This is a genomic window from Fulvivirga maritima, from assembly GCF_021389955.1.
Taxonomy (GTDB): Bacteria; Bacteroidota; Bacteroidia; order Cytophagales; family Cyclobacteriaceae; genus Fulvivirga; species Fulvivirga maritima.
On sequence record NZ_CP089980.1, the window covers coordinates 5,629,476 to 5,644,512 of the forward strand.

The 15,037-nt window shown below is 36.2% G+C and carries 10 protein-coding genes; 6 read left to right on the forward strand and 4 right to left on the reverse strand.

All coding sequences use genetic code 11. From position 1 onward, the window contains the following. Nucleotides 1–61: 61 nt before the first annotated feature. The 3 genes from LVD15_RS23640 to LVD15_RS23650 form a co-directional block, all read right to left on the reverse strand. Nucleotides 62–1,561 (reverse strand): PAS domain-containing sensor histidine kinase, encoded by a 1,500-nt coding sequence (locus tag LVD15_RS23640; RefSeq protein WP_233777648.1) that lies wholly within the window; start codon nucleotides 1,559–1,561, stop codon nucleotides 62–64. Nucleotides 1,562–1,680: 119 nt separating this feature from the next. Beyond that, nucleotides 1,681–2,328, reverse strand: a complete 648-nt coding sequence (locus tag LVD15_RS23645) for a response regulator (protein ID WP_233777649.1) — start codon at nucleotides 2,326–2,328, stop codon at nucleotides 1,681–1,683. A 6-nt stretch (nucleotides 2,329–2,334) separates the two neighbouring features. After that, nucleotides 2,335–4,110 (reverse strand): PAS domain S-box protein, encoded by a 1,776-nt coding sequence (locus tag LVD15_RS23650; protein ID WP_233777650.1) that lies wholly within the window; start codon nucleotides 4,108–4,110, stop codon nucleotides 2,335–2,337. Nucleotides 4,111–4,325: 215 nt separating this feature from the next. On the opposite strand from LVD15_RS23650, the gene LVD15_RS23655 reads away from it, so the two are divergent. From LVD15_RS23655 to LVD15_RS23680, 6 genes are all read left to right on the forward strand, one after another. After that, nucleotides 4,326–6,821 (forward strand): PAS domain-containing sensor histidine kinase, encoded by a 2,496-nt coding sequence (locus LVD15_RS23655; protein WP_233777651.1) that lies wholly within the window; start codon nucleotides 4,326–4,328, stop codon nucleotides 6,819–6,821. Continuing rightward, nucleotides 6,793–7,026, forward strand: a complete 234-nt coding sequence (locus tag LVD15_RS23660; RefSeq protein WP_233777652.1) for a sensor histidine kinase — start codon at nucleotides 6,793–6,795, stop codon at nucleotides 7,024–7,026. The genes LVD15_RS23655 and LVD15_RS23660 overlap by 29 nt, the downstream gene beginning before the upstream one ends. Beyond that, nucleotides 7,023–7,460, forward strand: coding sequence for a response regulator (locus tag LVD15_RS23665; RefSeq protein ID WP_233777653.1), 438 nt, complete (start codon nucleotides 7,023–7,025; stop codon nucleotides 7,458–7,460). The genes LVD15_RS23660 and LVD15_RS23665 overlap by 4 nt, the downstream gene beginning before the upstream one ends. A gap of 3 nt (nucleotides 7,461–7,463) precedes the next feature. Continuing rightward, on the forward strand, nucleotides 7,464–8,072 hold the full coding sequence (locus LVD15_RS23670) for a response regulator (protein WP_233777654.1): 609 nt from the start codon (nucleotides 7,464–7,466) through the stop codon (nucleotides 8,070–8,072). A 124-nt stretch (nucleotides 8,073–8,196) separates the two neighbouring features. Then, the gene (locus tag LVD15_RS23675) at nucleotides 8,197–11,385 is read left to right on the forward strand and encodes a CheR family methyltransferase (RefSeq protein WP_370687435.1); all 3,189 of its coding nucleotides are present in this window, start codon (nucleotides 8,197–8,199) and stop codon (nucleotides 11,383–11,385) included. Nucleotides 11,386–11,484: 99 nt separating this feature from the next. After that, nucleotides 11,485–11,829 (forward strand): response regulator, encoded by a 345-nt coding sequence (locus LVD15_RS23680; protein ID WP_233777656.1) that lies wholly within the window; start codon nucleotides 11,485–11,487, stop codon nucleotides 11,827–11,829. Nucleotides 11,830–12,577: 748 nt separating this feature from the next. Here the strand turns inward: LVD15_RS23680 and LVD15_RS23685 are convergent. Next, the gene (locus LVD15_RS23685; protein WP_233777657.1) at nucleotides 12,578–14,794 is read right to left on the reverse strand and encodes a tetratricopeptide repeat protein; all 2,217 of its coding nucleotides are present in this window, start codon (nucleotides 14,792–14,794) and stop codon (nucleotides 12,578–12,580) included. Nucleotides 14,795–15,037 lie beyond the last annotated feature (243 nt).

Sequence of the window (15,037 nt, forward strand, 5' to 3'; positions counted from 1 at the left end):
CATGCATTTTTAAAGAAAAATAAAAAAGAAATGACCTGTGCGGAAAAAGTAAACCGGAGGTTTACCGCATCTTACTATTGTTTTTACTTTTACGGGAATCTGTTACCATATACTTTCGCTTTTGATTCGGTATTTCCATGGTAATCCAAGAGCCCACTCCTATTTGGGATCCTATATTTAGTTTGCCATCAAGATTATCTAAGGCTTCCTTCACTATAAACAAACCAAGGCCCGAGCCTGATGACACTGCTGATGCTTTGTAGAATAAATTACAAACCAGTTTAATATGCTTATCTTCTATACCCAAACCATTATCAAATACTGTAATGACCACATTATCATTTTGCTCCATGACAGTAATTTCTATTATAGATTGAGCTTTAGTTGAATCTCTAAAGGCAACAGCATTTTTAATGAGCTGATCCAGTATAATTTCAATCTTCTCTTCATCTGAATAAAAGTAAAAGCTCTCATCTACTTCCACTTTCCAATCTATGGCTTTACTTTCAGGATCTCGAGTATATTCACTAATCATATTCCAGATGAGTCTTTGCATATCTATCCTTTCATAGTTAGACTCATAATAATTTATTCTGGTAAGATAGGCTATGTTTTTGATTACCGTATCAAGACCAAAGGCCGTCTGCTCTATAAGATTTACATATTTCTCTACGGTATCATTTTGCACCTCCCCTTTTATGAGATTTACCAGCCCCATAATAGAGGTAAGCGGAGATCGCAAATCATGAGAGGTACTGTATAAAAACTGCTCGAGCTGAAAACTGACCCTTTTTAACTGAGTGTTGGTGGTCTTAAGGTATTTTTCATATTCTGTATACTGTGTAAGATCAAGCACCACCCAGTTATAAATATACTCTCCATGCCTGTTTCTATGTATGCTGATATTGGCCAGACCACGAATAAGACCACCATTGTTTTTCCTGAGCCATACCTGCTCGGTAATCAGATTAGATTCTGAGGCATTAAGCTCATCTTTAATTCGCAAAAAGTCTCCGCTTAGTATCTCATTAACTCCTTTTTTTCGTGCGGCTAGTAATGATGGGTAGTCTAGCGTTTTAGCAAAAAGCTTGTTAAAGTATACCAGCTTACCATCTTCGGTACACATAAAAATAAGCTCAAACGTACTGCTGGCTATAAGTTTTGAAAATGCCAATGACTCCCTTACCAAGTTAGATATGGGGTAGTTATCGGAGACTTGCTCTACCTTAGCTATGAAGTATTTTAACTCATCATACTTAAAACAGCTAAGACTTAGCTTTACATACTCACTTTTAGTAAATATGCTAAAACTACGAGACCGGTTGTGCTCACAGGTGTTTAAAAAACTAAATACCTGTTCTTCCAGATCGTTTTGTCCGGGATAATTCAGAATATCATCTAAGCATCCAACTTCTCCAAAAATCTCTCTAAATAATTCATTGTACTCAAGAATTTTTTTCTCACTATTGATGATAGCCACTCCATTATTCCCCTGCAACAAATGATCAAACACCCCAGTAAGCGTGCTATTTTTAAAATCACTATTGGGTGAAAGTTCCATATAAGAAGGCTTTAATAATATCATGTATAAAGGTAGTTCCATCCTCAGCCATCTTCAATCGCAAATTGATTGTATATTAGTATACGTATAATGAATGATTTGCCTCTACGAGTAACTACTTATACCAGATCCAATTCTGTAGCTTTGTTAATGAGTTCGACCACATTTTTGACTCCTAGCTTTCGCATAATGTTGGTTCTATGCGTTTCCACCGTTCTAATGCTAATAAATAGTTTTTCTGCAATAGCATTGCTGGTTAACCCCTGTGCAATAAGGATGAGTATTTGCAGCTCTCTTTTAGTAATGTGAGGTTGCTCCAGAGGAGTTTGTTTATGGGACCGATACTGTTTTAAACGGCTGAGTACAATATCTTGTGCAAAATGACTAAAGTAGCTGTTACCCTGCAATACCAACTCTATAGTATGCCTAAGCTCCATACCACTCTCACTTTTAATCACGTAGCCTTTTACACCAGCATCAAGACACCTGCCTATATATTCCTCATCATCATGCATTGATAGTATTATTATTTTTGCCTGAGGGTCAATTTTTAAAATCTCCTTGGTAGCTTCAATACCATTGATATCAGGCATAGAAATATCCATGATTACGGCATCAGGCTTCACCTCTTTATAAAGCTTCACTACGTGCTTACCTCTTTTCACCTCTCCGGCTAATATGACGTTATTCATCTTTTTAAGTAGGGTTTTAATGCCCTCTCTAAATAAGTCATGATCATCTGCTACCAGAACTTTATATTTTTGCATATTAGTTTATTTGGGAATTTCTGAAATGATTAAAGTTCCCAACCCCTTGTTGGACTCAATAATCAGAAAGCCATTCATTATTTTAGTTCTTTCTCTCATATTAGCCATACCATGATGAAAAGATCTTGTTTTCATATCTCCTTTTTCCAGATTATCATGATCTATACCACGGCCGTTATCTTCTACAGATAGCCTTATAATTTCATCATCCTCTATTAGAGAAACAGAAATTTGAGATGCTCCTGAATGCTTCAGAGCATTATTTATAGCCTCTTGCGCTATTCTGTATAAATTAATTTTTTTATTATCTACTATTTTATTGTTTATAGAGGAGTAAAAGGAAATTTTAAGATTATAAATAGTATTGAGTTGCTTCACCAGAGCATTAAGTGCCGTAGCCAGGTCAAAGTCTCTAAGCTTAGCAGGAATAAGGTTTTCAGACATTCTGGTGGCTTCTTGAATAGTATCATCAATCAGATGCAATAGTTCATCATCAGAGTGTTGAATGCTCATATAGAGTTTCATTTTAATAAGGTTAAGCATCTGCCCAAGTCCATCATGCAACTCTTTAGCTATGCGACTTCTTTCTCCTTCCTGCCCCTCTATCATAGCCGCCATTCTTCTCACCTCCATGTCTGCCTCCAGCTTTGTTCTGGCTACTCTATCAGATATATCTTTAAAGAATATTACTATTCCTGCATAATTTTCATTAGAATCTAACATTTCTGTTAGGCTGCTTTCTACTGGTATTTTCTTGCCAGACTTTGATAATATATAAATTTCATTTTTCAGCACATCATTATCTTCATCCAATCGGCATTGTAAAGGGTTTATCATTTCATCATCATCAGCGGCGAAAGAAAAATGGAGCACATCATAAAAGAGTTTCCCCTGTACTTCATTTAGCTTATAACCAATCATGCGCTCCGCACTTGGGTTGATATATGATATTTTGAAACTTTTATCTATGGTGGCCACTCCATCATTAATGGACTTAACAGTGGAGAAATATAGCTGCTCTTGCTCTCTAAGGGTTTCTTTAGTTTGCCTCAATTCAGTAAAGTCAATAGAAACCCTACCTACCATAGCCACCTGCCCCACCGAATTTTCCACCGGAAATTTCAAGGTAAGAAAACTCCGCACCTCTCCTCTTATTACTAAATTTTGCTCAAGAACTATTTTCTGATTAGTAGTTAAGACTTTATACTCTACAGGACTGAGTTTTCTGGGCACCAAGGCTTCATTCTCTACATTGCCTTGCATAAAGTCATTAAGAAATGCCTGATTATAAAACATAAAGCGTCCCTGGGCATCTTTCACCGAAACATGAAATGGCACAGTGTCTAGTACGGTTCTTAATATAGCCTTGGCGTTGAGCATCTCGCCGATTACCATCTTCACGTTAGACACATTATTCTGAATAGACATATAGCCAATGACCTTATCAGCTTTATTTTTTAAAGGAATGATATCCACTTCAACCCAATATTCCTTACCACTTTTCGTGTAATTGATTACATCTACCTTAAAGCGTACGGCATCTTTTATATTCTTACTCATAAAAGATATGGTCTCCGTATTAGTAAGTGGACCTTGCAAAACATCACCAGGTTTACGCCCGATCACTTCATTAAGCGAATATTCTGTAGCTCGTTCAAAGGTTTTATTTACCCACATAATCAGCCCATAAGCATCCGTAAACACTATGAAATTTGTAGTGTGATCAGCTATCAGCTTTGCACGCTCCAACTCATCAGTTATATATGAGGCATCCACTAACATATTCTATTGATTATCAATCATTTAAAAACTTAGTGACTTCAAACTACTTAATAACCCCTAAGTAGATCTTATTATAAATTATAAAAATATATTAGCAAAATCCACACAATTAAAATATATATTAAATAACGTATGATTTTAAAAAGCAATTATCATATTATGTTTATATAAAATTAACTAACTTGATTTAAAACCAGTGAACGACTCTAAGCCAAATGAAATTTAGAACAGTATCCTTTTCGGGGTGGCTGGTGCTTATTTTATGCACCTTAGTATTATTAGGCTGGTGGCTACAAATCACATTTTTTGTAAGTATAAGTGATGATTTTCCCGCTACTACGCTTACCACTACTTTTATGCTTTCTTCATTAGGCATAATACTAATCAGAACGACCGGAGGAACAGCTGATAAACTTTCCTTTATCCTCAGCTACACCCTCATCATCATGTCTATATGGATTTTACTGGAATATAAGCTACAATTACCACGACTTGAGACCTTATTCACAAGCGCTACCTCGTATGAAATTGATATTAGCCAACGTCCTTCCCCAAGAACCTTAATTTCAGTATTAATAGCCGCCATAGCCCTATTATTCACTTCTTTTAAAAACAATAAATACTATACCTATGCTAACATTCTAAGCTTTACCGGTATAAGCATACCTTGGGCAGCTATTTACGGGCACCTATCTATTGTAAGTAATTTTTATACCAGCCTGCCTAGTTCAGGCATAGGTATGTCTCCCATTACGGCCATGTGCATGATTATTGTCTTTATCGGCATCTTTAATATAGATCCGAAAATTGGCTTAGCAGGCCTGTTTTTAGGACCATCATTAGGGGGTAAAATCATGCGGATTGTACTGCCAGTAGTGGTTATTTTGCCTCTACTATTTAGCTGGTATATTGGCCATAGTTTCCTTAATAGTAATCTTGATACTGAACTGAGAGTAATCCTTAGTTTGGCATTACTTAGTCTTATAACTACACTTATTGTTATTTATGCGGCTTACATCATCACCCAAAAAGATGAAGAGAAAAACCAACTAGTACGTTCTCTAACAGAATCAGAACAGCGCTACAGACAGGTAGTAAATGAAATATCAGATTACTCTATTATCAGTTTAGACCTGGCCGGAAATGTTGATCTCTGGAATAAAGGAGCTACCAGAATTACGGGGTATAGCAGCCAGGAGATTTTACATAAGCCATTTTCTAACCTATACCCCAAAAGCTATAATGGCAAACCTCACAAACTACTTGAATCAGCCCTAGCTTATGGTAAAGCGTCTGACTCTGGCTGGCGAGAAAGAAAAGACGGTTCTAACTATTGGGTTAACACGGTCATTTCTCCCCTTTACGATGCTGACCATAGCCCTACCGGGTTTGTAGAAGTCACTCAGGATCTTACACAAAGGAAAAAAACAGAAGAAAAGTTAATAGCCTCTGAAAAAAAATTCAAAAATCTACTCCATAGCACGCCAGATGCTATGGTAATAGTAAACCAAAATGGAATAATCACTTACTGCAATCAACTGGCTTCCAAAATGTTTGGATACACTCAGAAGCAATTCTTAGGCGAGCCCATAGAACTCCTCATTCCTCATAGATACCACAAAAGTCATAAGCAATACCGATCAGAATATGTGAAGGATCCTAAAACGCGAATGATGAATAATGACTTAAATTTAACGGGGATTACTAAATCGGGAGAAGAATTTCCCGTAGAAGTGTCGCTCTCTCCCATTTACTCAGAAGAAAATGAAGTACAAATAGCCGCTTCTATACGCGATATCAGCGAAAGAATTAAAAAAGAAAATGAGAGAAAAGAATACCTCAAAAATATGGAGATCTCTCAAAAACTAGGGAAAATGGGCTATTACGAGATAGATCTCAGTACTGAACAAGCCCTATTATCTGATAATTACATTAACCTCTTTGGCTTCACTAATAAGCATACATCAATAGCAGGCATGTCAGCACATGTATATTCTGAAGATTACCTGGCAGTCAATAAACAATTTCATGATTCCATACTTCTTCACGAATTTTTCCAGGCTGATTACAGGGTCAAAAATGCTATTTCAGGCAAGATCCAACACGTGAGAAACAACTGCTACTTCACTTATAACGATGATAAACCCATAAAGGCTATAGGTTTAAAGCAAGACATTACAGAACTGAAACAAAAAGAGGAAAAGATTCAAAAGCTAAACAACGACCTTATAAAAACTAATAAGGAATTAGAAGCCTTTAGCTATTCGGTATCTCATGACTTAAGAGCACCCCTCCGCGCCATAACCGGCTTTAGTAATAAACTACTGAATAAGCAAGGTCACCAACTCAATGCAGAAGGCAAGCGCTTACTAGACGTCATAGTAAAAAACACTGTACAAATGGATAGGCTTATTGATGATATATTGGCCTTTTCAAGAATATCGAGAGAAAATATCTCTTTATCTAAAATAGATGTGGTTTTACTCTTTAACAGAGCTTATGAAGAACTCAAGGCACTGGAAAGCGAAGATCGTAAAATAGATTTTATTGTAAATCCGCTACCAGAAATTGTAGGTGATGCTGTTATGCTACAACAAGTGCTCAATAATCTCATATCAAACGCTATTAAGTATAGCAGACCTAAAGAGGAAACCATCATTGAGGTGGGGCAAAATATTATCAATGGTGAAAACACATTTTGTAAAAGATAACGGAGTAGGTTTTGATATGAGGCATAAAAACAAGCTTTTCGGCGTATTCCAAAGGCTACATAGTGATAAAGATTTTGAAGGTACTGGCGTAGGCCTGGCCATCTCCCAACTGATCATTCATAAGCATGGTGGTGAAATTTGGGGCGAGAGCGAACCTGGCAAAGGAGCTACTTTTTATTTTACCATAAAAACCAAACAAACGTGATAACACAAGAATACATAGAAGTTATATATATAGAAGATAACATGGCCGATGCTGAGCTAGCCATAGATTCTTTTCAGGAGCATCGCATGGCTAATAGAATCCATTTACTGGAAGATGGCCAGGAAGCTCTCGATTTCTTATTTGGAGATCGATTCAAAGAACTTAGTGCACTGCCAAAACTTATCTTATTAGACCTTAAACTGCCTAAAGTAAGCGGCCTGGAGGTGCTTACTGAACTTAAAAAGTCACCCATTTTTAGAGAAATACCCGTGGTCATTCTTACCTCTTCTAATGAAGACAATGACATACGCAAAGCCTATCAGCTAGGAGCCAATAGCTATATTGTTAAACCAGTAAACTTTACAAAATTTACTGACACAATAAAACAGCTGGGCCTCTACTGGCTACTTTTAAATAAACCGAAAAAATGTTGATAAATGAGACTGAACGCATTTGATAAATTCAAAAACATGAGGGTGCTCATCTTAGAAGATTCACCTGAAGACGCTGAACTTATGCTTGATGAGTTGGAAAAAACCGGTTTAACCATCGAAGCTGAAGTTACCATGACCAGAAATGATTTTACCCATAACCTGAGGCATTTTAGCCCAGATATAATATTAGCAGACTACAGCCTACCAGAAATGACGGGCTTAGAAGCGCTTAGTATTACTTCTACTGAGTACCCTGATATTCCATTCATATTTGTGACTGGTACCATTGGCGAAGAAATAGCTGCTGAAACTATTCTTAGTGGTGCATCAGGATTAGTGCTGAAATCTAACTTAAATAAACTTAACGATGTAATAAAAGACGTATTGGATGAAAAGGGCCGATGGTACAGCAAAAGGCTGGAGTGGGTAAGCAAAAGAATACACAAACGAATAGAGAAAAATATTGATGCATTAAACCGAATAGAAGAGTTTATGCATAGTCAGAATCCTCCAATTGACATTTCAATAGAACTGAATAAAACACTGACCGATCTACGTCAATTGCAAGAAGATTTCAGCAAAAATGAAGACGATTCAAACAGCCAAAATTAAAGAATGATGTCTCAGCAAAGTAAAGAAAACTCCCAACCAACTAAAGCCACTGAAAATAATCAAGGGGAAATAAAAGCAAAGAAAAAGCACTCCTAAAAAACCAGCTAAACTTAATGTAGTTTGCATTGGTGCTTCAGCTGGAGGTTTAGAAGCCATCAATGCTTTTTTTGATAAGGTGCCTGATAATCCGGGCTTAAGTTTTGTACTGGTGCAGCACCTATCTCCTGATTATAAATCTATGATGCCTGAACTATTGGCTAAACATACCAAAATAAAAATAGCCAAGGTTACTAATGATATGGCGGTAGAGAAAAACTGCATCTATACCTTACCACCAGATAACAATATATTCATTAATAATGGCAGACTGTATCTGGAGGCTCGGGGAAACCCAAAATCACTCAACCTGCCTATTAACAACTTCCTAAAATCACTTGCTGAAGATCAAAAAGAAAGAGCCATTGGGGTTATACTTTCGGGTACGGGTAGTGATGGCACCCTGGGTATAGAATCAGTCAAAGAAAACGGCGGTATGGTCATGGTACAAGATCCCAATACGGCTGCCTTTGATAACATGCCCAAAAGTGCCATAGCTACAGGCCTGGTAGATTTCATCATGCACCCGAGCCGCATGCCAGATGCTATCATTCAATACGTAAAGCATCCGTATATACAAGAGCTTAAACACTTGAGTATCGATCATGAAAATGAAAAGGGTGACATCCTCAATCAAATACTCACCCTGCTCCATCAAAAAACCAGACTTGATTTCAGACTTTATAAAAAAGCCACTGTCATTCGCCGTGTAGAACGCAGGATGAGCATAAGAAACATCCTAAGCAAAGAACTATACCTTAAATACCTCAATGACTACCCGGAAGAAATTGATTTATTGGGAAATGATATTCTGATTGGCGTTACTGGCTTCTTCAGAGATAATAAAGCCTTTGAAGAGTTAGATAAAAATGTTCTTTACCAATTAGTAAAAGATGTTAAAGATAAGGAGATCAGAATATGGGTAGTTGGCTGCTCCACCGGTCAGGAAGTATACTCCTTAGCTATGCTCATTAAAGAGCAGTTTCATAAGCAGCTCAAAACACCTGCTATAAAAATATTCGCTACTGATATTGATCAAAGAGCGATAGATAAGGCCAGTAAAGGTGTATACCCTGAAACCATTATTGAGGAAATCCCCAAGCATTTACTTCTTAAGTATTTCACTAAGGTAAATGACACTTACCATGTTAAGAAAGAGCTAAGGCAAATGGTTATTTTCGCGCGCCATGATATCTCAAAAGACCCTCCTTTCAATAATATAGACCTGGCTTGCTGTAGAAACCTACTTATTTATATTGAGCCCCCTTTACAGGAAAAAATCCTTACTTACATCCACTTTTCTCTTAATGCCAATAGCTTCCTTTTTCTTGGCAGTAGTGAAACTCCCGGCATGCTTTCTAATGCCTTTGAAGAGGTAAGCAAGAAGTATAAAATTTATAAAAACTGCATGACTACGCGCATTATAGATGTGCATAGGCTCAACCCATTTGAAAAAAGCAAAAAGCCTAATTTGGAGCCTTCTAAGAGTGCTTTACCCAGAACTTTTAATGAAAGTAAAATAGTATCTAATTTCAAAGATGCACTGCTAGAAGATATGGTACCTCCTACTGTTTTCATTAATGAAAACCTGGATGTAGTACATGTGGCGGGTGACATAGATCGTTATATAAAACTACCTAAAAAACAGCTCACTCTTAATGTATTAAAAATGGTAGATGAGCAAATCTATGTAAGCATCAGTAATGCCATTTCTAAAGTGAAATCACAAAAGAAAAAGTTTATCTCTCCACTGATAGAGTTTAATGTTAATGATGAAAAACGGTCAATTAAAATAATAGCTAAGCCCTATATTGAGCCTAATAGTAAAAATACTTATATCATCATTTGCTTTCAGGAGCTGCTTGAAAGTAATGTTGCACCTATACCTACATCAGGACAGCATCTTAAAACAGATCTTTCTAAAGAAAAAGACGCTCACATACGCAGGCTTGAAGAGGAACTAAAAGAGACCAAAGAGTACTTACAATCTACCATAGAAGAGCTAGAAACGTCCAACGAAGAACTACAGGCCACTAATGAAGAGCTCATGGCAGCTAATGAAGAGCTCCAAAGTAGTAATGAGGAACTCCAAAGTGTAAACGAAGAGCTTTATACAGTTAATAATGAGTTTGAGAATAAACTTATTGAAATGACCGAGCTCAACGATGACTTGAAAAACTTTCTACAAAGTACCCAAATCGCCACACTTTTCTTAGATAATGATTTAAATATCAAGCGATTTACTAATGCCATTACCGACTTGGTAAAGCTGAATAATAGTGATATTGGCCGATTTGTTGGCGACTTCAGTAATGATTTTGATGAGTTTAACCTGGTAGGAGCAGCTAATGACATACTTACCAATTTCACCGCTAAAGAAGAGGAAGTAATAACTAAAAGCGGTGAAGTTTACCTGATGCAAGCCCTGCCCTATGTTACTTCTAAAAAGGAAATCAAAGGTGTTGTATTCACTTTTGTAGATGTCAATGAGCTTAAGAAAATCGAAAATCAGCTTAAATACAAAGCCCAGGAGCTTGAAAGAAGTAATATAGAACTAGAACAGTTTGCCTACCTGGCATCGCATGACCTCAAGGCGCCTATTACTAACCTTGACTCACTCATTAACATTCTGGAAGAAGAAGAATGTGTAACTAAAAATGGCGTGGATGTTTTCACAAAGTTAAAAAATGCGGTGAGCCGCATGAAAAAAACCATCTCTACACTTAATGAGGTAATTGCTGTAAAGAAAAACCTTAACCTTCAAAAAGAAGAAGTAGTACTAGAAGATCTACTAAAAGAAGTAACGCAAGATATAGAAGAAGAAATTAAGGCTAATAATGCAAAAGTAAAAATTGATACCCGTGCTTGCAAAACCGTATACTTCCCATCAGTACACTTGCATAATATATGTCAAAATCTGATTACTAATGCCATAAAATATAGTAAACCAGGTGTAGCTCCCAAAATTGAGGTGACCAGTAGCTTAGAAGATAACTATTGCTGTATTACAGTGAGCGATAATGGCCGTGGAATAGACCTTAAAAACTATGGCAACAAATTATTCGGTCTGTTTCAACGCTTCCATTTAGATGTAGAAGGCAAAGGTATAGGACTGCATATCACCAAGTCAATCATAGAAAAATACGGAGGAAAAATAGATGTATCAAGTGAAGAAGGCAAAGGAACTAAATTTAAAATATATTTAAATAAAAAATAAATAAAATACCAGTTATACGTATTAATTCTAAATATAGAATTACGTATTTATGTGTATAGTAAAATATAAAAATTATTGTTTTCTTGTATAGAATTATAAATGTGGAGAACCAATAGGGAGACTATGATGGATTATAATAATATTTTGATTATTGATGACGATGATACCAGTAATTATGTAGCCAGTCAAGCTATAAAAGCACATCGAAAAGATGTTAATATTACTGCTGTGGCCAATGGTATGGAAGCTATTGACTATTTAAAAAAGAATACTAATAAAATGCCTAAGTACGTGCTGCTAGACATTAACATGCCACTAATGAACGGATTTGAATTCCTTAGCTGGTATGATAGCAGCATTTTTAAAGGCACCACTAAAATAATGATGTTTACCACCTCTATTAGAAAAAGGAAAGAGACAGAGCTGGTAAATTTCCTGACGTAATCGCTTATATAGAAAAGCCTCTTTCAAGGCACATCATTTCTGAGTATTTCAACTTTGAAAACTTTGATTGATCGTCTTCAAAACCAGCTTTTAGACTTAATTACCATTACTGATTTACCTTCCAGCCTGAACTATTCTCAGTTCTAGCCTTGGTAGTGGTGTGCCTTATTATAACCGATACTATGGATGAATTTCAATACAGAATAAAGAAATCATTAAGAAGAGATTACAAGTAAAGCAGAAGATACATTAGTCAGAAGATTTATCCCTTACAAGACATTCGTAATCTACTGTTTTCAACTAAGTATTAGCCAATAACTAAACTGATTATAAATTATTACCTTCTTAAAATCAGTATCTTCTGCCATGAAGTTGATGAAAAGAAAACTTCATTTTACCTAAACATGATGCGAAAAAGCAAAGCGCTCAGCCACCCTCTTTATCCTCTTTTGCGTCACTGATCATTACTTAAAACTAAACATTCCTTTGTTCCTATATTAAATAAAGAGAGTGAGCTGATTTGCCTTGTTTCTCAAAACCAATTTAACAACTGTTGCATTCACACAACAAGATCAAACTAAAACATATCTTTACAACTAAGATAGCCCTTTGGAAGCCAATCATTTTTGTTTCCTTGAGCATGGTGTAATGTTACGCTTTCAGAGAATCTGGCAAAAATAAGTAGTGTTAAAAAATGTTATAATTCCTGAAGAAATGTAAATAAAGGTCACTTTGGAGCGATTTATCTTCAAAAATCACAATTTTGATCTAGCAATTGCTGAGCTTCATCTAATCCTAAATCAGCGGCCTTTTTAAAATCCTGGCACGCAGCAAACCGATCATTTTGAAGCTTATAAAGCTTGCCGCGCTCCACATATACTCCCGGAGCTTCAGCATAATATTCTAAACTAGAAGTCAGGCTTCCTATAGCCTCCTGATATTTGTACAAACCAGAATACGCAAAGGCCAGGTTAGAATAATAGCTGGGATTCCTTTTATTAATTTCTATGGCTTTGTTATAACAAGCTACTGCCTGATCATAATCTTCCATATAGTAATAACATAACCCCATATTATTGATCAATTCATCATCCTCAGCATTAAGCTTTTGAGCTATCTTAAACTGTTTTAATCCTTGATCATACTCTCCTTTATAGAAAAATGAATTGGCCAGGTTTTTCTGATATTGAAAATTCTTAGGGTCATCTTGCAGTGCCTGCTCAAAATAATGCCCTGCAGAATCATAGGCATCCATCTGAAAGTAAGCAACTCCCAGTTTATTTTTTAATGCAGCATGATCTTCATATCCTAAGTTTAAGGCCATCATATAATTATTAATAGCTTCTGTGCTTTCATTTTTCTGAAGCATTAAAACAGCCCTGTCATGGTAGTAATTAGGATTTTCCGGATTATACTCTATCGCCTTATTCAAGTTAAACAATGCACTGTCACTCTGCCTTAAAGAGAACTGAGTATAGGCCCTGTTGTAATAAGCTCGAGCAAAGGTGCTGTCTAGTTCGGTGGCGTATTTAAAATCTTCATTAGCCTGATTATAATCTCCAAGTGCGTATTTACACAAGCCACGATAGTTAAGATAATCTGCCTCATCAGGATTAAGCTCTATTGCACGCTCCAGATCACCGATAGCAGGATAATATTTGCCAAGGTTATAACGACACACCCCTCGCTGATAATACAAAAAGTCATCATAAGAATTGAACTCTATGGCTTTACTATATAACTCAATAGCTCTTTCATAATTTCCAGCTTCAAACTCCTGATTTGCTAAATTAGTTGGAGATAGCTCTTCCACTCCTTCTATGATCTTACCGTCAAAATCCTCTGGTATATAAAACAACTCCATGTTAACTTCAGGATCTTTTTCCATAGTTTCTAACACCAATGTTCTGGTATCTTCTATAGCACTGTAATCTATACTATGAGTACACATGGGCACACCGCCAAACACCTTATGCTCAAGATAAACGGTTAAGCCAAAACCTTTCTCCTCTCTTATAAGATAAAAGGTATCCTTATCAAAGTAATAAACCTGCACATCCTTACCATCAGGGCTTACCAACTTAATTCTATATGCCGCCTTCCCATCCAAATCAGCATCTTTTAAAGCACCTGCCTTATATCCATTATCAAGGCAATCTAGAAAAGCATTTTGTATTAAACCCATGTTGTTACTTGCCTCTCCTAACAATACTGTATCTACTGGGTGCTTAATTATTTCCTTATCAGAAGAATCAAATGTCCAGGAATAATCAGGATTTTGAGCATTTATTAATTTCATACCCTGAAAAGTCATCTCCATATAAGAATAGCCCCCTGGCACAAAATAAGATACCATGGGTAAATCTACCTTTCCATAACTGATAGTACCGGTGTATTTAGATGAAAACCCAACCTCAATAGTACTCATAAATTCCTGCTGCTTTTCAACTATTTCAGCTAAAGAGATATCTGCATTATCTCCTATAGTGGCTACGCCATATTTCTCTTTATTAGCCTGGCACCTTCGTTCAAATGAAGCCAGCTGACTGGCACTGAGCGCCGCTGCTCTAATAATCTTAAAAGATGCTATTTCTTCCTCATCATGATATGAAGTGCCTATTATAGTATCTCCTGGCTGTATTTTAAACCTATAAGAATTAGTGCTAATGCTTAGGTACCTACCCTGCTCTATTCTATCTTCTTTTATGATCAAATACCCCTCATCCACAGATCCTGAAAACACCGTTTTGGTATTATAATAGTCTGACCACAAAAATTCACCTTTCACTTCACACCCTTTAGTTTCAGTAATGCTCATGCGCATAAGTAAAGAGGGACCGGTGTAATTACTAAACTCTCCGTACCAATCGCCTTCTAAATATTTTAATTTACATTTTTCCTTGCCTGCATAAGAAAATGAAAAATTAATGCACAGTGCTAAAAAGCTCAGAATGATGATTCGCATGTTGAAAAAAGTTACTATACCAGCTATTATTTAATCTTAGATTAATCTTAAAAGACACAGCTATGTAACCCGCTATTCTCTTCTAAATAATCTAGTTGAGAGCTAGTTAAGCAATTTTAAATTTTAATTAAAGACAAATTCATTTTTCAGCAAAAGAGATAGATGCTGGTGCAAAGGAGATTGCTAAAAAATGTCACCTCACTTTATATTATTATAAGAAGACAGAATAATAATCAAAGAATA